Below are 20,974 nucleotides of genomic sequence, written 5' to 3'. Positions count from 1 at the left end.
TGTTTAAGGATAGCATTCATATTGTTCTGGATGTTTTTTACAAAACGGGCTGTTTAAGCGCCTCTTGACGCTTGGCTGTGGGAAGACAACGCCTGGACGACAATTGGGAAGGTTGTCTTCTTTAAAAGTATAACACCACCCCCCCCCCTCAACTCTATTTTTATTGCGAAAACCTGATTGAACCATGCAAGCATCAATGGCAACCATATCATTAGGAGTGAGCTTTTGAGTCTCTGGATCGACATCATAAGGTGTTGGCATACCACATTCTAACAAGGCTTTTTTTATCTCAATCCGATCTGCTCCTGGCTTCTTCCACATAGCTATGTACCCTGGAGCAGGCTTACCTAAATTACATGCAGTCATGCTTAACAGAATGAGCCCACTTAATAGTTTTAAAATTTGTTTCATTTTTTACTCCATGATTTACTTACATCAATTTGTATACTGTGAGGCATCCCATAATCGCTTTGGCACTCTTTACTTGCATGACCATAACACGCATGGACATTGGGATAGCTTGTCATCATTTTCCATCCCTCTTTCCACCAATTACTGCCAGAGGGAACCTTGTAGAAAGTACTTGGATTGCCACCAATCCAAACACCAACAAAGTCATCTGCATGGTTTTCTAACTCAATAGAGGTTTGTTGGCCATTACTCAAATAAGATAACAGACCGGCTGTAGCCCAAGCATTCGCCGCTGGACCAACAAATTTGATTGTTGTTTTTTTAGCTATCCCATGCACGCCTTCTTGTTTGAAAGAATTCATTGCATTAGAGTCTGTCAAACTGCCACGACTATGGGCATCAAAATGTAATCCCGTGTTCCCATAGCGAGACATCAGATCTTTTACTTCTTGTGTTGAATTGGTCAGCCCCCAAAAATTATTTTCAAAAATCTTCTGGTAACCTGCAATCAGAAGTTCTGAGATAGCAGAATCGGCTTGGGGGAATACAACAAAATAAAGCGGTACATTTTGATCATTCGCATGTTGCACAGCATATCCCGCTGCCGCTTCTGCTGAGGTAAAGATGCCATTGAGGGACACATGGACCTTGCCATCAGCCCCTTCCTGTAAATGCTGCTTTTCTTCCTCCGTTAAATAATGAAACTTAGGGATTCTTTGTTCATGGCTGTCAGTTACATATTGTCCATTTTTATCTTTTAGATAAATAATATTGCCATTTTCATCACGATCCACCACAGCGATGGGGTGTTCTTTAAGAAACATGGTTTTGTAAGAGTTATCACTGTATTTAAACCCTTCCTCCAGCAATTGCGTAGCCATCTCACGGTTTTCATGAACGAGTTGTTCCAGCTTGGCAACATCGAGCTGTTGGACACCCTGATGGGCGTTAACGGTATCGCGATTAAGGGAAGCAATGGCTTGTTCGCCATTTTGCCCCGTCAATGCTTTCTGCCCTGCTTCATCGGTCAGCACAATGGTGCCATTGCTGATGGCCGATTTTGTATAGCCGTCCTCAGAATCCTTAGCTGTGGAATGGTCTAAGATATTTTTGGTAATGTTTTTTGCAACGCTATATTTACCTTGATTCATCGGCCCGCCCGTTGAAATGCTATAGCCTTTGCTGCTAGCTTGAGCTTCAGAACTGTTGATAATATCACTGGTTGTAATGGTGCCTGTTGTCAGACTATTTTTATCTGCCGGTGCGCTGCTGTCAATAATGCCTCCGGTCAGTGTTGTTTTATTTTCAACAGTGATATCATAGCCACCCGCCCCCGCTTTAATGCCTGATTGTTCCCCAACACTGTGATAATTGTTAGAGGATTTATCCTTATTCAAGGCAATATTGGTTGAAGCTTTATCATCCTTTTTTCCACCATTATAGCCAACAGAAAAGGAATTCTGCTTGCTGGAACTTTGCATCGTGTCACTCTGGCTGGTAATGGTTAAATCGCCCCCAACCCCCATCTCTACATGGTTTCCAGAAACCACGGCCCCATTCAGTGTGGTGTTTTTTCCACTGTTGGTATGAACCGTGCCGGTACCTATAATATGGCTGTTCTTGTGCTGTACTTCATCACTAGAGCCCTTGCCTTTCCCAAAGGAAGCATTGCCCATCCAGCCATGACCACTGGTGCCATAGGTATAGCCAACATTCATGGAAGCGTTTTCATTTTTGTTTTGTGTGCTTTGTGTGTTTTGTGCACTTTCAAGAATGATATCTTGCCCCGCTGTCAGATTAATATTGCCGCTCTGTTCATCATTGATCAGAGGGTTTGTGCCTGCAATAATATCAACCCCTTCACCATAGATGTTTCCTTTGTCAGCGTTTATGTTAATAGCATGCCCCCCTTGTATGTTATTTGTGAGCGCAGTGGAGACGTTAGAAGAGCCCTCTATCTTTTCAGTCTTAAACCCTGCCGTAATGCTGGCTGAGACATCAAGAGCATTGCGAATGTCTTTTGGGGTTGCGCCCCCCTTTATCCCACTATAGAGACCTTTGCCTTTATTATAGAGATCATAGCCTTTCAAGCCAGCAATCAAACCATTGCCGATTTTGTGTTTTATATCCCCATGACCAAAACGTGTGCCTGCATCCTTCACGTCTTGTATATCACCTAATATCCCTACATTGACAGATCCTGTCACACCAGCAAAAAACTTTTCATGCATTTCTTGTGTATTAGAGGTATCATAGCTTTCCGACAATGTAATATTATTGCCTGCATTCATGTTCACATCATGCTCTGCCAAAACATTTGTCGCTTTTAAATTTGCATCATTGTCGGCTTTAAAATTTGCATCATTGCCGGCGTGGAAACTGGAGGGTGTATTGGTCTTTTCCCATTGATCACCTTTATCCTTCGCACCCGCAACACCAAGCCCGACAGAAACACCGGTGCGACTTTTGCTAAACTGAATGCCAAAGCCTGAGCGATCTTCTTTTGAGTTTGCGCTATGACTATTCTGCCCCGGTAATACATTAATATCATGGGCTGCCGAAACATTAATATTTTCCTGTGCGCTAAAGTCAGAACCTACGATTGTCACATCGTCCTTTTTAGCGGTAATGGTGATATTTTTTCCATTGAGCGAAGAGCCTTGATGCTCAAAACTTTCTTCATTGTTTGTCTTTGACTCACTGCCATAGATTGAGACAAAGCCCTTACCTGACCCCACACCAAAACCCGTTTTATGGGTTTCTGAATGGCTCTTATGATGATCTGTCATGCCATCAATTGTCACATTTTCTGCTGTAACATTGATGTCTTCATTGGCAATCATATGAGAAGCCGTAATCGTGGCTTCTTTTTCGGCATTCAAATCAATATTGCCGGTTGCCCCAAGAATAGAGGAAACCGTTGTGGTATGGGATTCAGCTGTATTGGAAGATTTACTGCTGAAAAGTCCACTTTTAGACGATTGTGCTTGCTGATCATAGTTTTCTTGTACGCCTTTGATGATCATCTTTTCCCCAGCGTGAATCGTAATATCCGCTTGTTTCTGATCTCGCGTTTCCTCTGTCTTGCCGGCTGTAAGCGTCGAGGCAACAACTTCCGTGTTGCGTCCTGAGTCAATGGCAACACCATTGCCCCCCGATACGAGTGAACCTACCACTTGGGTCGCATCAATCTTGCTATGCCCAGATTTGCTGCTGCTAAATACGCCACCCTTTTTATGGTACGACATCTCATAATGGAGACTATTTTCCGCATTGTTGATCAGAACATCGTGGCTCGCTTTCAAGCCCACTTTGCCATCAGCCGTAACAGCACTGCCCGTGATGGTGAGATCATGGGCTTTGCCATCCTGCCCTGCTACAGCGGTAATATCCCCGCCAGCATTGATCGAAGAGCCAACCGCAACGGACAGTGAACTGTCAACTTTGGTGTTTTTATTTTGAAAATGATACGCCATCTCATCGGATTTGGTCTCTATCGTGATATTCCCTTGGGCACCAAGATCCACATTGCCTTTTGTATCTATACTGGACGCAGAAACATGGATATCTTTTCCGGATATGACCGTGGTATCTTTGCCAGAACTTAAATGAGAGCCATTGTGCACCGCAACATGAGAGTTTTGATCTCTCCGATGCTGATTCGCACTGTTGCGTGTGGCATCAATCGACACATTTTCTTTTGCTTGTAAGTGCAAATCATCATGAGCTTGAACTTCAGAGCCTAAAATATTCAAATCTTTTCCGGAGAGGAGTGTTGTTGAGCCCCCTGAATGGATTTCTGATTGATGATGCATTGTCGCATCCCCCTGTGCATCATCATGATGCGTGGCTGCCGACCCTATGGTCAAGTTTCCTTGTTCTGTCGACATGGCAAGATCACCCCCTGTGGTAACCTTTACCCCTGAGGTTGTGATATCTTGTTTGGCTATCACAGCCCCATTGCCCCCGGAAGACAAGGCATTGGTGTTTAATACTGTCTCCACACCATCAACGCTTGTGCGCCCTGCCTCCAAACGAATAGTGTTCTCTGCAAGCAAAACAGCATCATTTCCGGCGGCAAAATGCCCCCCTTTACCCAAAATATTCTCACCCTTTACAGACAAATTGTGAGTCGCACTGATCCGCCCTGAATTGACCACATCTTTGCTGGTTATATTGACATCTTCACCCATAATCAAAGCACCAGAAGAAACAAAAGAAGCTCTGTCTTTTTCTGGAATGTAAAGCACCGGTGCGTAGACCTCCATGCCCTTGACCTGTTGGCGAACATAAATGACCATCGGCGCTTCTAGGTTTGCCAATTGTTCTTTACTTAAAGGCTCACCGAAGGCAAGATTGTGGGCTTTGGCATAGTCTACCCCTTCATCCAGAAGGCTCTTGACTTGTTCAATGGCATCACTTCCTGGAATAAATGAGCCTTTGCCTAAACCTTGCCCCACAAGATCACGCATTTGTTTTTCAATCAGTTGCTTTTCAAAATAAGCATCCCCTAAGAAAAAAATCTCCCGATCTGGCTTATACCCAATTCTGTTTAAAAAATAAGCCGATCCATAAAACTTACCAACATCAAGGAAATCTGCCCTAGTTTCATAAATGAAATTCTGTTGAGGCAATGTCCCCCCAACACCGCCTGATTGGGGTTTTGGCAAAGGCAACCCATCAGCAAATTCCCCTGCCCCATTAATATCCACTTTGGGGGTAAAAAGAGCCCCTCCTGCGGTCAAACCGTTCAGTGCTTCCAGCGGATTGCCCGAAACAGCCTTCGCCTCAAAATGTGCATCCCCCGTAATGGACCCTTCAACAGCCGTGTTGTTGAGTTTATCAACCACCAGATTCAACGTGCCTGCTGCCTGAACAAGACCAGAAACCGTATCGAGAACTTCTGAGCCAGTTTGGCGATTCTTGCCATTTGCTATGTCGAGACTCGTATTGCGGCTGCCATCAGCATTATAGGCATAACAATAGGCATCTGTATGAGCCTGACAGCCGAGATAGGTATTTTTATAAGCTGTCACCCCCAAATTAGTCAGCGTTTTGGCTTGGATATCCGCATTGCCGCCCGCTTTTATAATGCTATAGTTATTCTCAATATTCTCAGCGTTAATGATAAGATTACCATGAGATTGAATCATCCCCTGAACCGCAGGCTTATGCGAAAAACTCTGCGTGACAGTCTTCTCGCTCATGTGAGATCCCCAATTCCATATATACTCTTCTATAGATTTTCTTGCATCATTATATTTCCACGTAAAAGCCTTATAGATCGTTCCGTCTTTCAAAGTTGCCGTGCCATAGGTCCCTTCCTTGCTTGCCCATAGCTGCTGTTCAAATATATAGTTCTTTTTACCAACAAGCGGCCACTTAGAATGCTTTCCTTTACCCCAACTATCCCAGCCCATATCGTGATATAAAGGTCTGCCATCGAGAAAATTATATTTGTCTGGTTTTTGGAAAGAAATATCGCTATTTTCCGTTTTTTCCTTCTTTTCAGGCGTGCTATCGGCTTCGTTTTTCAAAGTATTGGTTTGGATCAATAACTTCCCCCCTGCCTGAATCAAGCCTGCTTTATTGACAAGAGAAAGGCTCTTTCCTGTGCCTGCTGCATTGGTGAAATATAAATCACCTTCTGCCATCATAGCACCAAAATCATTCAACAAAGCCCCATCAACTTGTAAAGCCCCATTGCCCCCCACATAAATTAAGCCGGTTTTGTTGTTGGTCACATCCCCTGTCACACGAAAGACTAAATTCTGCCCCGCTGCCAATTGACCGCTATTCTTAAGCTCTCCTGTTTTGATGGTAAAATCTTTTGCCGCTAAAACTGATGTTGCCTCATCAACCATAACCCCTGGAGCCGTAAACAGAATATCTCCCGTCCCGCCTTCATCGGTAATGGCTCTGAGTAATGCATGGTGAATATCAAGCGCGTTTGAGCTGTTAAAATCTAAACCACCATACGTCAACTGGCTGCCCGAGACATCAATATGATCTGCTATTAAATACAGCGTTTGAGGCGTGTAAATATGAGACCGATTATTGCTTAAATCCAGTGTTGTTGCTTTCAACCGCACATCCCCCATGACAGACAGTACATTCTCAACACTAATCCCCCCTGACAGGGATGTTAATGTGGCTGTACCGTACCCGATAACCTTGTCATAATAAATATCGTTGCCGGCAAAAAGTTCAATATTACCCCCACTGGCAATCTGCCCAACCTTGATACCTTTGTCCGCTATAATAGAAAGAGAGCCTTGCTCATGCAAAACAATATTCTCTGAGCTACTCAGTGCAAAATCAACACCGGTCATCAAGGTGCCAGCATCCAAATTCCCAACCGTTAAAGTTGTATCGCTGCCTGTCATCAGCGAAGAAAAGCCAACCGCTCCACCACGAATATCAGCCTTGCCATAGGCAATCAATTGACCAAAATTTACCGCTGCATCAGATTGCGTATGAAGAGCCACATCGTGATGTGAGAGAAGGGATTGAGAAACAAATATCCCCTTATGAGAACCTAAAGTAATATCCCCTGCGCCATAAATGTTTTCTGCTGCAATAACACCCTTGACACTTTGGAGATCAACACCCCCTTGGCTGCCCAAAACAAGGCTCCCAGCCTCTTGGGTCGCTTCCATATCAACCCCACCGGCTAAAAAGTACCCTTGTATATCACCACCAGCCTGCGCCTTTAAAGTGCCTCCAGCTAAAACAATGCCCCCAATGGTTAGATCACCGCCCGTTTCAAACGCCATATCGGCCCCTGCCCCTAGCCCAGAGACTTTGATAGCATGGCGTGAAGACAATTTCATATTGCCTCCAGAGGTTGCTTGCCCTGCAATGGTCAAAAGCCCTTCCTCTGCCTCTGCTGTCAAATGCCCCTCAGTCCCAACCGCTTCTAAAGTCACATCCTTGTGTGCGGCTATATCAACATGTCTTTTAGAAGCGATATTCTTTGCCAAGACACTCTTGCTTTTCGATTTTATGGAAACACCTCCATGACCAAAAACATTCTTCAGCGAAATCTTTCCATCCGCAGAAAGATGCAACTGCCCCGCATTGGACGCCATATCATGACGCATACGAACCCCAACACCTTTTTCGGTCGCCACAAGTTTAATCTGATCCGCCTGTAACGCCCCCAAAGCAGAGCCATCTATGGCATATTCCGGTTTACCAGTAATATCGGTTAGCTCCTTCATTTCCCGTGAAGCATAATCATAATGGCCCGTTCCAGCAAAAACTCCAATTTCCTTCCCCGCAACAGGTCCTTCAAAATGCACTGTACGTGAAACAATATCAACAATATCAACAGCCCCTCGGCCTGAAAAAAAGTTTGCTCCGTGTGGACCAAAAGTGATATCCCCATCCCTGACCGCAAAACCTTTCAGAAAACCAGAAGCATCAACTTCAGGAACACCGGTGGTTAATGTCGCATGAGGCGTATTGATAAACCCACAACCATCACAAGTTATCCCATTGGGATTGGCTATAATCACATCGGCAGGGCGCCCAAAAACCTCTCCTGGACCATTCAACGCACTGCGCTTACCACTGGTGACTTCATTTAAAATCACTTTCGCTGAACCCGTAACTCGCAAACGGGGATTACCCGGCATAATGCCTCCCAATTGCGATTGCCCTACTTCCTGCGCGTGATTGTTCCAAATAACCCCAGAATGACCAATATTAAAATCATAATATTTATTGTGTGATAAACCAGAACTGTTGGGGGTTACAATATCAATGGAAGGAACCCCATTGGGCGCTGCAACAATATCTGGACGATGAGCTGCATTGGCGTGAGAGTCAACAGAAATTTGCGCCTGTAAGGCTGAAGGTGCTAACAAACAAGAAAAACCAATTCCCCCTAATAAAACCTTTTTGAGCATCGTACTAGAAACTAAAATACCCAATAAAGCTGCTCTTTGTTCTCTCTTCTCATCTCTCATCTTTTATCTCCCCATCGCTATCCTTAAAGATCCATTGTTTTAAAGATCCATTGTTAATGTCATCAAAAATGTGCCTGACTTTTTATGCTCAACTGTGCTCCACAAAATATTGGAGTAACTGGCATCAAGAGAAACCATGCCCCCTGCAAGCTTGACACCCGCTGTCCAACCAGCAAGTTCTTCACTCTTAAAACCGTACAAAGGTTGTGCAAAAACACGACCATAATCCAAACCAATATAGGGACGAAACTCACCCAAAACCTTTTTAAGTGTCGCGTTGTTGCGCCACGGAATGGTACGCAGCATCAAATCATTACGGGTAAAAAAACCATTATTGCCAAAAATCAAACTCTCACGCGTGCCACGAACATTGGAAAAGCCCCCCACAGAAATCTGCTCTGCAGCCAATAAATTATGCGGTGAATATTGCCCACTCAAAAGATTGCTTAAGATAAAATTCCACCCGTTCACTTTAAAGGGAGTCATAACATTGATCGTACCAGTAAATTTGGCAAATTGAGGCTCTGCATCTCCTGCTCCTGGAGCATATTTCTTAACTGCATGAAAAAGGGGAAGTCCTTGTAAATAACTGATATCAAAAGTCCAAGTCCCCCCTAACATTTGGCGAGAATGCGATACCCCAAAATTGGCAACACTATATTGACGACTCCCCACTTCAATCTTATTGCCAAGTAGGTAGTTGTTAGTTCTTTTATAGGAAAGACCTAAATTCAAAGTCGTCAGTGAAACACTATCACGGTGGAGTACCCTGCTTATACTGGCGTGTAACTCACTGGAATCGCCTGTCGTTTCAATATCTGAAAAATTGCCCTTGATAATACTTTGATAATTATAAGCATAGCCATTCAAACCAAAGGTCCAATAACCATAGGGAATACTCACACTCGCAGAAATATTATTGCTATGTCCCTCTTGTTCGCTTCCGCCCCAATAGTCGGTTTGACTGCGTTGATAGCTAAAATCCCACGCATCATTAAACCCTAAAATATTTTCTAACTTTAAACCGGCATTATAACGCGCATAACCCGTTGAGGATTGTCCTAAATTATCGTGGGAAACAGTAATCTTGAAAGCTTTATCCGGTTTATTGTTAATATTCACTATTGTGCTCCCCTCTTCACTCCCTGGAAGAAGTTCACTTTTAGCATGTGCTGAAAAAAGCCTGTTGATTTGATCTAGACCCTGCTCAATATCGCGCATATTGAGAATATGCCCTTCCAACCCCGGAAAAGCATTCCATACAACATGATTATGCGGTAAAGCCGGTAAACCATTGTAATAAATCTCTGACAGCTTGCCCTCAATAACAACAAATTTGAGCATCTTGCTGTTTTTGATATCTTGATCGGGGATATAAAAGCGCGCCGTGACATAGCCTTTATCTAAATAAACCTTAGTTAACTGCTTGATTAAAAGCTGGATATCAGCAAGACCTATACATCTTCCAACATAAGGATCTGTTACCGATGCTATAGCACGCTTTTTGATATGATAGACACCATCAACAATAATATCATGAATTGGAAAACAGTACCCATTGCCCCAAAGTGCTCCCTGCTTTTCTTCAAAAGGTGTTGGAATGCCTTTGGGCGTTAAGGCACGTAAATTCTCAATTCTCTCTAATTGCTGCTTCTCAGATTGTTGGCGGGAAAAATTATCTGCTGGAGAATGAAAAATAGCCGGTGACCGCGCATAAACAATGACGCTACGAAACATGCTAAACAACACTAAAATGGCTAGAAAAAGCCTTAAAAAACGCTCTCGACGTAAAAAGGTAAATAACACAATAGATTTCCCCCCGCTTTTATCATTTATGAAGCATTATATCGCTTCATAATCCTCTGAGCATGCCATTCAAAACACTCATTATTCTATGACGATTTCTAACAACAGAGCATATCGCTGCGCCCAAATAAAAACTGCGTCAAAATTCTGATTTTTATTTCTGAAGGCCTCTCCCCGCACACATATATGACAAGGTTTCTAACCAAAACTGTTTAACAAGTCAATGTTCAATGCCTCAATATCCCCAGTCAATAATTAGAGAATAAATCCACTCTCCTGCTCCTCTAAGCCACTCATATGAAACACATAAAGAAATGACACATTATGCTATAAAGCACTATCTTTATTGTAAAATATCACAGTACCAAACAAAAAAATCTCTTTTGAGAGCTTTTTAAAGGAGTCATTCAAAACTCCTTTTAATGGTATTCTCATCAAGGAATTGTTCTCCAAAGAAAATAACTTGAGGGGCTTTGTAAAAAGAATTTTGTCATTTTTATCAGTTTAGTCAGTTCACTCTAGGCCCTATATTATTTTTTAAATAATAAAAAATTAAAATCATTACTTTTCAATATGTTAATCTTTTAAGGCACAATCCATATAGGCATCACACCCCATAAATACATCCAATAATACATATTTATCAGTATTCTATCCGTAAATTGAACGGATAAAAGGATCCTTTCAATGATTCATAAAACCTATCAAAATAATCATTATGATGTTTTAAAACCACATAGTACGTTTGGCTTGATTAACACGTAAAGCCAATAGCAAATTTCATTATTTTACTGATCTTACCCCTCTCAAAAGCTGTTTATAAGCGGCCTAAAAAACTCTTAAAAAAATATCAGCTTTTTTAGTACTTTTCTCTCTTTTGTACGCACAAATGAAACGCGTGTATTTGGTAAATATATTCTTTATCGTATTAAAGCATTAAGAGACTTTTCTGATATCAAAGCTAGTGATTTAGGCGGGTTTATTGAAAATAAAAGTAATCTCCCTCATGATGGCAATTGCTGGGTTTATAATAATGCTTATATGTCGTGTTTATGAAAACGCTCGTGCTTATGGCATGGCTATTGTAACTAAAAATGCCTGTGGTGATACAAAAGAGAATGTTTATATAGAGCGTCTTTCTCCTTATGGTGAAATCTCTTTCATGATGTATCGACTATTTAAAAAAAAGCAGCATAAATAAGGGTATAGCAGGGGCGCCTTCTTTATGGCTATAAACGCATTATAAGATACATTATTTAAAACGTATCATACTACAAGATCTCTATTGTTTGTATGAAAATTTATCAAAAATAAAGCCATGAGATAAGTTCAAACATATTGAAAGACGTCTTCCAAACACTTTATTAAACTCAAGAAAATTATAGCAGTAAAGCTTCTTGTATAATGGGCGCTACGCATAAAAACATCCCACGCACTCAAAAACAAAAAAATAGAAAGCGCCCCATAAACAGAGCAATAATAGAGTATTTATCATACAGGCTAATAGTGCTATTTATCTAAAAAAATATTATTTTTTCAGATAAATGAGCAAAGCTTCATTAAAAAATTTTCCACTTTATAGAGAGAAAAAGATTACGATAATAACCGAATAAAACGCTGAACAGTCTCATGCATTCCATATTCTAAAGCATCAGCAATAAGCCCATGGCCAATAGAAACTTCATCAAGCCAAGGTATATTCTTGATCAGAGCAGGAAGATTGATAACCGTCAAATCATGCCCTGCATTTATACCTAACTGCAACTCTTTTGCTCTTTTTGCGGCTAAAACAAGTTTATTGAGTTCTTGATCTTGTTTTGTTTTATCCTGAAATGCCCCGCCATAAGGCCCTGTGTAAAATTCCACACGATCAGCCCCTATTGCTTTAGCACGATCAAGACCATCGCTCGTAGGATTAGCAAAAAGTGATACACGAATTTTTCGTGTTTTTAAATTCTGAATAATAGGAGCTAAAAATTCTGCATCCTGAGCAAAGTTCCACCCATGATCAGACGTTGATTGATTTGGATCATCCGGTACAAGAGTAATCTGATCAGCGTAGTTTTCGGCGATATCCAAAAATTGATCACTTGGATAACCTTCAATATTAAACTCAGCCGTAGGAAAACTGTTCTTTATTAAACCATATATCTCTGGCAAATCGGCAAAACGAATATGTCTTTCATCAGGGCGCGGATGAACCGTCAAACCTGCCGCTCCAGCAGCAAGCGCTATATGCCCAATATTCTTAATACTTGGCCACGGAAGATTACGTCGATTGCGCAAAACAGCAACAGCATTAAGATTAACCGAAAGTTTTACCGCCATGCCCATTTCCATTTTTTTTTACAGTGTGTAACAAGATAAAAAAAGGTATTTTCCACCTGAAACTTAGATGATATACATATTTTCTCTATCGAACAATCGTTAAACGCTCTGCGGCGCGTGTAATTCCCGTATAAAGCCAGCGTGCATACATATCACGAAATGCAAAACTTTCATCAAACAAAACGACATTATTCCATTGAGAACCTTGCGCTTTATGCACCGTCAATGCATACCCATAATCAAAATCATCATATCGCTTTTTTAATGCCCACGAAATTTCCTGATCAGGATTTTCAAAGGCTGCTTTTAAAAGTTTAATCTTTGTGACCCCACGCTCACTTTCTTCTGGTTTTACCAGAAGATTAATACTCGGTTTAACTGTCTCCTTTTGTGAAGTCATCACCTTCCATAAAGAGCCATTTAACAAACTTTTAGGAGGATCATTTCGCAAACACACAAGCTTATCTCCCGCTTGTGGATACTCTGCTGTAAAGCCCTTTAACATACGCAAACGCTGATTATAAAGGTGGCGTGTCCGATTAACGCCTACCAAGACCTGATCAGCATCTAAAACCAATTGTTGATTAACCTCTTTACGTGTCACAACGCGCGCTTCTCCATAATCACCATAAGCAATATCGCGTCCTTCACGCACGTCCATAGCAAGACGTATAATGGGATTATCACGCGCTTGTCGATGAATTTCTGAGAGAAGAAAATCTGGTTTTCCATTGGAAAAAAATCCCCCACCGGATATAGGAGGCAATTGACCTGGGTCACCAAGAACAAGAATTGGCGTCCGAAAACTCATTAAATCACGTGCCAATTGTTCATCGACCATCGAACACTCATCCACGATAATGAGTTTAGCTTGTGCGGCCGCACTTCTTCGATTTAATGTAAATGTCGGAGCAATAGACTTTTTTCCCGTAACTTCATCGGAAACTTCCTCTTCTCCACGCGGACAATAAATTAATGAATGAATTGTACAAGCATTGCTTGCACCTTTAGAACGCAAAACCTGCGCCGCTTTGCCTGTAAAAGCAGCAAACTGGACAGAGCCATCAACTGTCTCTGCAAAATAGCGCGCAAGCGTCGTCTTACCCGTTCCCGCATAGCCAAAAAGGCGAAAAAGAGGTGAACGCCCTTCCCTTAACCACGCGGCAACAGCCTTCAATGCATTATCCTGTTCTGGCGAAAACTGCATAATTTATCAAAATAAGATTCGCATAAAAAGAGCAAGCATTAAAAAGATGATCAAAAAAAACTGTCGCTAAGAATTGCCGACACACGCCCATCGAACAACTCTCATAGCACATAGCACAATGATCAATTATTGATCCATTGCTTTTTCAAAATATTGTAACAATCTAAATTTTATCTATACATCAATCTGCTTGGTAACATCTTATACTTATCAAATAAAATATCATTTTTTACAACAATCACACCAACAATGGAATATGCATATCTTAAATTTTAAAAAACACCTATATATGCTTTTTCTTACCAAAATGTAGAAATGAGAAAAAGGACATTGCAATTGCAAAACCCCCGCGAGAAAAAATCTCCTTAATAAGATAAAAATAATGTAATTTTATGAATACTCTTGACCACAATCAATCCGCTTTCTTACACATAAAAATAAAGTACATCCACTATTACAAAATAATCATTAAATATATCAAAAACCTTTTGGCGAAAATAAAAATATCTCTCAACAAAACGACTTCATCCTATGATGATACACTCATAAAGTTCCTCTCTCCCTCTTATCATGATTTTAATAACATGCTCCAAATAAGTTATATCTCAACGAATAAAGAGAGACATCATGCTTATATGAAGCACGCTTTATTATCTCGCACAAATATGTAGCTTTTTCTGTTGCGACAATAAAATCTGGTTCGCAAATATGGCCTTCTTGCCAATCTATTACAATCTATTATAAGAAAACTGGCTATTATAAGAAAACTGGGACATGATTTCATGTCTAACCGAGCACTTCAAGTTTACTATAGAATATGAGAAAATCGCAATCTATCATCGATTTGAGTCAAACTTTTTCTTTTTGTCGCAATGTGTTAAAGTTTATAAACACTCACTGATTAACACTATTCTTATTGTTAGAAATAATAAGCTCAAATATTGATGAATGAAACGGGAGGGGTAAATTGAAAATATTAATTCCAGATGACTATCAAAAAGCTACCCTAACATTACAGTCCATTAAAAAATTAATGAAATCGCATGAAGTGCTGATTATCAATAATTTAGCGACAGAATGTGATTTAGAAGATAAGCTCAAAGAAATAGATATTCTTATCTTAATCAGAGAGCGGACTATAGTTGATAGAAATCTTCTCCTAAAACTGCCAAATTTAAAATTAATCTGCCAAACAGGCCCTATAGGTCCCCATATTGATAGAGAAGCTTGTAGAGACTTAGGAGTTAAAATATTAGATGGTGGTGGAGATCCAACTTCTGCTGCTGAATTTGCATGGCTCTTAATAATGTCTGCGCGTAGAAAACTCTGTCAATCTGTGTCTGATATGAAAAAAGGACGATGGCAAACAACATTTGGCAACCAAATGAAAGGGGCTACTCTTGGAATATTCGGGTTTGGGCGTATTGGTAAAATGGTTGCTCAATATGCTCAAGCTTTTGGTATGTCCATTTTGGTTTATGGGAGCGAACGTTCAACACAAGAAGCAAAAAATTTAGGGTATCATTTTACGCATTCAAAAGAAGAGTTTTTTACACGCCCTGATATTATATCTCTACATTTACGTTTAAGCGATAAAACCAGAGAAATCATTCAATTAGATGATCTATTAAGCATGAAACCTCATGCTATTTTTGTCAACACAGCACGTTCAGCTTTGGTTGAAAAAGGAGCGATAGAAAAAATACTAAGTTTGGAAAATTCAATTTACTTTGCACTGGATGTTTACGACAGCGAACCCGTATATGAGAGCAAATTATTGCAATCAGATAGAGTTCTTTGCACGCCGCATCTGGGCTATGTAACTGGGAACAGCTTTGAGAATTATTTTGAAAAAGCTTACCAAAATATAGAGTCTTTTATGAAGAACATTTAATGCTGTCTGAGCCAATGCCAGCTAAGTCAATATTTGTAAAATTTATCTTATATCGCTAGCGTATCAAATTTGCACGACACATCATAGCTTATTTTCTTAAATTAAGCACATTCCTTAAGCTTTCATATGAATACCAATCGTATTGACAGATTTTTATGTCATTAACATAAAATACCTCATTTATTGTTGCAATCATGATTTAAAAAGGCAACTTTATTGGCATACCCTTTAATTGGGGGGCATAATGAGCAATAATAAATTTATAGAAAATAATTATCATTGATAGATTGTATTGCTTGTTGCCACGATTGCTCAAACATCAGCCTGCTTCTTTGTTCAAGGGATTGGTCCTTTAGCTGAATTTTTTAAGAAGGACTTCTCGTTTAGTGACTCTCAGACAGGTTTGCTGTCTTCAGCAGCGCAGTTCCTACTCATTATTGGTTTACTTGTCGCTGGCAAATTACTCGACAAGTTTAACGAGCGCTATATGTTGGCATTGGCGCGGTCGGCGTTTCTGTCGCTCTTTTATTGGAAACAATCGCAGATAACTATATTTCTCTTTTAGTTTGTTTGCTCATTGTAGGAGGATTTTATAGTTCTGCTCAACCCAGTAGCGCTAAATCTGTTTCTTCATGGTTTCCACAATCGCAGCGCGGATTTGCAATGGGAATAAGACAGGCGGGGCTGCCATTAGGTGGAGCATTAGCTGGGATAGTTCTTCCCGCCAGTGCGCTTGTCTATGGCATACAAGGTGCGTTTTTGGTTGGTGCTATAGTTTCTTTTTTAGGTGGATGTATATTTATTGTTTTTTATCACGCACCAGCAAAAGTTGTCGCTACCGTTCCAAAAAGCAAGGCAAGAGTTTCGTTCTATGCAAATGTAAGGTCTCGTCTTGCAATGTTAGCTGCGGTGCATATGAAGAATATTATTTTTTCCTTTATTTTCAATCTACTAGGTAGCTTCTTCTATCAAGCCATTGAAAGAGCGATTTGGCGTAATTTCATAATGTCGAACCTAATCAGAGTGACAAATCTTTCTATTGTTTTCATAAATATGATGGTTTGCATGGTTGCACATTTCAAACACGATGCGGTAGCTCTTTTTCTTGCGCGATAAAATCTTTCATATATGAGACAACATCATTAATTTATAAAAGTTAATTCAATGTATTATCTAAAAAATGCAACAAAATAGCTCTTAATGTGAACATATAAATTAAAAAAACAAACACCGCGTACAAATAAATTCAAACATAATTGGGCACACGATTTATAACATTTTTTAGATGAACAAATAATCATACACCCCATGTCTTTAGACAAAGAATGAAAATCATAAAAATGAGCTCTAAGAATAATAGAAGCTCTTCGCAAAGAAGAGATAGAGATGAAGCCTCCGAAGACTTCATCATCACCATCCTTCACCATTTTGCGAACATATTCATTTTATACAAGAATTTTTCCCTCATCAGAAACAGCATTGGCAACAGCCTCCTCGCTTGCTTCATCAGGTAATAACATCTCATTATGGGCACATCCCGATGGGATCATGGGAAAACAATTTTCTAAATGATAAACACGACAATCAAAAAGAACAGGCTTATCACAGTCAATCATCTGCTGAATTTTATCATCAAGTTCATCGGGCTTTGAGCAATAAATTCCCACCGCTCCATAAGCTTGTGCCAATTTCACAAAGTCAGGCATCGATTCTGTATAAGAATGAGAAAGGCGATTACCATGCAGCAGTTGCTGCCACTGACGAACCATTCCCATATACTGATTATTTAAAATAAAAATTTTCACAGGTGTATCATGCTGAATAGCTGTTGCAAGTTCTTGAATATTCATCTGAATGGAAGCATCCCCAGAAATACACACAACAAGCGCATCAGGATGGGCTATTTGAACACCAATAGCCGCAGGCAAACCATACCCCATAGTTCCAAGACCACCAGAAGTCATCCAATGTTTTGGTTCATCAAAGTGATAATATTGCGCTGCCCACATCTGATGCTGTCCAACATCCGTTGTAATGTAAGCACGAGCATTTTTGGTCAATGCATAAAGCCGTTCAAGAGCATATTGGGGCATGATGACATCTTTTTTTTCCATATAGGCTAATGAATTGCGTGATCTCCAGCGATTAATTTGCGTCCACCATATTTTTCGACTTTCTTGATCAAACCTTGATTGCTCCTTATGCAAATGCTGCATGATTTCTGCCAAAATATCAGCCACATCACCAATAAGTGAAACTTCTGCTTTGACAATTTTATTGATAGAAGAAGGATCAATATCAATATGAATAATACGCGCATGAGGTGCAAAAGCATCAAGGCGCCCCGTGATACGGTCATCAAATCGTGCCCCAACAGCCAACATAACATCACAATCATGCATGGCCATATTAGCCTCATAGGTTCCATGCATTCCCAGCATTCCCAACCAATTTTTACCAGAGGCTGGATAAGCACCAAGTCCCATTAAGGTTGAAGTAATGGGAAAATCTCCCAGTTGAACTAAATTACGCAACAGCTGGATAGCTTCCCCCCGATGAAATAACACCCCCACCAGAATAAATAACAGGGCGTTTTGCTTCAACTAAAAGAGAAACAGCCGATTTGATAGCCTCAGCATTATTCTCTTTCAATGATAAAGAAGAATGCATAGATTTCTGAACTTTCGGCGCTCTATAAAATCCTGAAGCAAATTGAACATCCTTAGGAATATCAATCAAAACCGGTCCTGGACGCCCGGATTGAGCAAGAAAAAAAGCTTCGTGAATAATATCCGCAAGATCATTAACATTTTTAACCAGCCAATTACGTTTCGTACAGGGCTTTGTTATTCCAACGGTATCAGCCTCTTGAAAAGCATTTGTTCCAATCACCGTTGTCGCTACCTGACCAGAAAAACAAACAAGAGGGATAGAATCCATGAGAGCATCTTGCAAAGGTGTCACGGCATTCGTTGCCCCTGGACCTGAAGTCACAAGCATCACACCAACCTTTCCAGTACTGCGTGCATAGCCTTCAGCAGCATGCCCCGCTGCTTGTTCATGACGCACCAAAATATGCTGGAGTGCATCTTGGTGATAAAGAACATCAAAAATAGGAAGAACAGCCCCACCAGGATAACCAAAAATATGTTTAACCCCTTGATCGATAAGAGCCTGAACCACTATTTCAGCCCCTGACATTACTTTTCCATCTGCACGCTCTTGCTGTCTTGGATCATTTCTCATTTTTCCCACTCACCTATTTAATAGGACAATAAAAAAAGCCCCTAATGGAGCCTATAAAGAAGACTCTCAAGGAGCCCATTACACAACATATATTGTATGATCTCCCCCATTATTCCAACGCATAAAATATATAAAAAAATTCCTTATAAGAGAATCTCTAATTCCATTGAACCCATTCGTCAATAAAAAATTAATACTTTTTTTAAAAATTTTCCTTCACGAATTCTTTTTTATCTTTTAAAAATTTCTTGGCAAAACCTCGGTTCTTTCATTAAAAAACCAGTTCTTTCATCAAAAAGCCAGTTCTTTCATCAAAAAGTAAGTCTCCATTCTTCATCAAATTGATGACGAAACCATGTTATTTGTCTTTTTGCATATCTCCTCGTTTGTGTTTTTACCGCTTCCAGAGCATTCTCAAAGCTTCTATATCCATCCAAATAAGCCATAAATTCAGGTATACCAATCGCTTTCATCGCTGGTAACGAAGGGGAAAGCATAAGTTTTTTCATGGCCACCACTTCTTCTAAAACGCCTCTTTCAATCATAATATCCAAACGTTTATGAATACGTTCATAAAGCAGTGGGCGAGGGGGCATGAGAAGAATTTTTTCGGCACAATTTGCTGCGATAAGAGGCGTTGTTTTTTGCTTCTGCCAGCAACTGAGCGTCGCACCGGTTGCATCGTAAACTTCCAAAGCACGAACAATACGCTGTCCATCTTGCGACGAAATTTTTTCGGCAACAACAGCATCAATGTGCAATAACTGACGATAAAGACTTGCAGCGCCCTCTTTATTAAGCAGCAAACGCCATTTTTGCCGCACAACATCTGGAACATGAGGGATTTGCGAAATCCCCTCCAAAAGAGCACGAAAATAAAGTCCTGTTCCACCAACAAAAATAACCGATCTCGACGTAAAAGTAGCCAACAGCTTTTCAACATCACACAACCATTGACCAACTGAATAATTCACAGTAGGATTTACATGACCATAAAGATAATGGGGAACAATCGCGGTCTCAGCCTCACTTGGCCGTGCCGTTAAAATATTTAAAACGTCATAAACCTGCATTGAATCAGTATTAATAATGAAAGCATCTTTTTCTTGAGCCATTTGCAATGCAAGTGCTGATTTTCCACTTGCCGTTGGTCCTGCTATTAATGTAATTGTTCTTTCTGCCATGAAGAGTAATCTCTCCCAATCAGCAATTTATTGCAATACGCATGAAAGCCCCCAAAGACTCTGTATTTTCTTCTCTATTATCATAAAGTAAAAACTTTAAACAAAAACACGAACAAGACTTCTCCTCAAGATAAAGAAAACCCTTATAAAAACTATAAAAAATGGGGGTTAATAACAACATCAAAGGAATTTTCCAAACATTCTTTGCTACCATACTTCAATAACCAATTACAGCCACAAATATTCTGCCCGTTAGATCATTTACTACAGGCTGTTGATGATCATTTATGAAAATAGTATCGAGCTTAACCTATACAATCAAATAGATGTATTCTTCCCTATAAAAATAGCATACTGCTCTGGCTTATTAATTAAAAGCTTCAGAACTTTTCTTGCTTACACTTTGTTATTACTATTTCTTTTCATCCACCACAAAGAAAGATATAAATCATATCGATAACTAATTGCTTCTAATGTAATTTTTATATGAAATGCTTTTTAAACTGAAGTAAAAAACGCCTTTTACAACACACAAAGTATAATCACAAAGTGCTGAAAGTCTTACTGGATAAAACATTATGTATAATAATAATTGAGCATTTTATTTATAAATAGTTGGGTGTTTTGCAATTTGAATGCGAACCTTCAATATCACAAGATTATCTCATTTTTTCTTCTCATCAAGCATCACATCAGTACCATTCACGTGCAGCACAAGTAGGACTAGAAATCACTTAAAAAAAGACCACAAATACCTCTCATATAACATTTCAAAGCAAAGGCTGTTGTAATATTGAAAACCAACAAATATCACTGTCAACTTGTACTTTTATTCAGCGTAAAAATGGAACTGCCCAATGGATTTTTGTTATATAACCCATACGCTCCATCCAAAATGAACTAAAAAATACGAAATCCCACTTGG

Annotated in this window: 7 protein-coding genes and 3 pseudogenes; 3 read left to right on the top strand and 7 right to left on the bottom strand. The window is 40.0% G+C overall.

What is annotated here, in order from left to right; all coding sequences use genetic code 11:
• Window positions 1-3: 3 nt before the first annotated feature.
• Genes AC6ER8_RS03440 through AC6ER8_RS03430 form a run of 3 tightly spaced genes read right to left on the bottom strand, consistent with a single transcriptional unit; the run spans window position 4 to window position 10,190 of the window.
• Window positions 4-411: a hypothetical protein gene (locus tag AC6ER8_RS03440; RefSeq protein WP_497079342.1), complete on the bottom strand. Its 408-nt coding sequence runs from the start codon at window positions 409-411 to the stop codon at window positions 4-6.
• Window positions 408-8,384: a hemagglutinin repeat-containing protein gene (locus AC6ER8_RS03435; RefSeq protein WP_497079340.1), complete on the bottom strand. Its 7,977-nt coding sequence runs from the start codon at window positions 8,382-8,384 to the stop codon at window positions 408-410. The genes AC6ER8_RS03440 and AC6ER8_RS03435 overlap by 4 nt, the downstream gene beginning before the upstream one ends.
• Window positions 8,385-8,423: 39 nt before the next feature.
• Window positions 8,424-10,190, bottom strand: a complete 1,767-nt coding sequence (locus AC6ER8_RS03430) for a ShlB/FhaC/HecB family hemolysin secretion/activation protein (protein WP_497079339.1) — start codon at window positions 10,188-10,190, stop codon at window positions 8,424-8,426.
• A gap of 849 nt (window positions 10,191-11,039) precedes the next feature.
• Between AC6ER8_RS03430 and AC6ER8_RS03425 the strand changes: the two are divergent.
• A pseudogene (locus AC6ER8_RS03425) lies at window positions 11,040-11,295 on the top strand (hypothetical protein); the annotation flags it as partial.
• Between the two features lie 488 nt (window positions 11,296-11,783).
• Here AC6ER8_RS03425 and AC6ER8_RS03420 read toward each other — a convergent pair.
• Both AC6ER8_RS03420 and AC6ER8_RS03415 read right to left on the bottom strand, forming a co-directional pair.
• Window positions 11,784-12,518, bottom strand: coding sequence for a pyridoxine 5'-phosphate synthase (locus tag AC6ER8_RS03420; protein ID WP_497079337.1), 735 nt, complete (start codon window positions 12,516-12,518; stop codon window positions 11,784-11,786).
• Between the two features lie 85 nt (window positions 12,519-12,603).
• Complete coding sequence (locus AC6ER8_RS03415; RefSeq protein ID WP_497079335.1) at window positions 12,604-13,725, bottom strand: ATP-dependent DNA helicase; 1,122 nt, start codon at window positions 13,723-13,725, stop codon at window positions 12,604-12,606.
• 967 nt (window positions 13,726-14,692) lie between these two features.
• Between AC6ER8_RS03415 and AC6ER8_RS03410 the strand changes: the two genes are divergently transcribed.
• On the top strand, window positions 14,693-15,619 hold the full coding sequence (locus AC6ER8_RS03410; protein ID WP_497079333.1) for a D-2-hydroxyacid dehydrogenase family protein: 927 nt from the start codon (window positions 14,693-14,695) through the stop codon (window positions 15,617-15,619).
• Window positions 15,620-15,911: 292 nt separating this feature from the next.
• A pseudogene (locus AC6ER8_RS03405) lies at window positions 15,912-16,735 on the top strand (MFS transporter).
• 329 nt (window positions 16,736-17,064) lie between these two features.
• Here the strand turns inward: AC6ER8_RS03405 and AC6ER8_RS03400 are convergent.
• A pseudogene (locus tag AC6ER8_RS03400) lies at window positions 17,065-18,865 on the bottom strand (acetolactate synthase 3 large subunit).
• A gap of 311 nt (window positions 18,866-19,176) precedes the next feature.
• A complete protein-coding gene (gene miaA, locus AC6ER8_RS03395) occupies window positions 19,177-20,049 on the bottom strand; it encodes a tRNA (adenosine(37)-N6)-dimethylallyltransferase MiaA (RefSeq protein ID WP_497079331.1) in 873 nt (290 codons plus the stop codon).
• Between the last annotated feature and the right edge of the window lie 925 nt (window positions 20,050-20,974).

The organism is Bartonella sp. SL320 (assembly GCF_059687635.1).
Note: the sequence above shows the minus strand (reverse complement) of the source record. Positions and strands in the feature narration are given on the sequence as shown.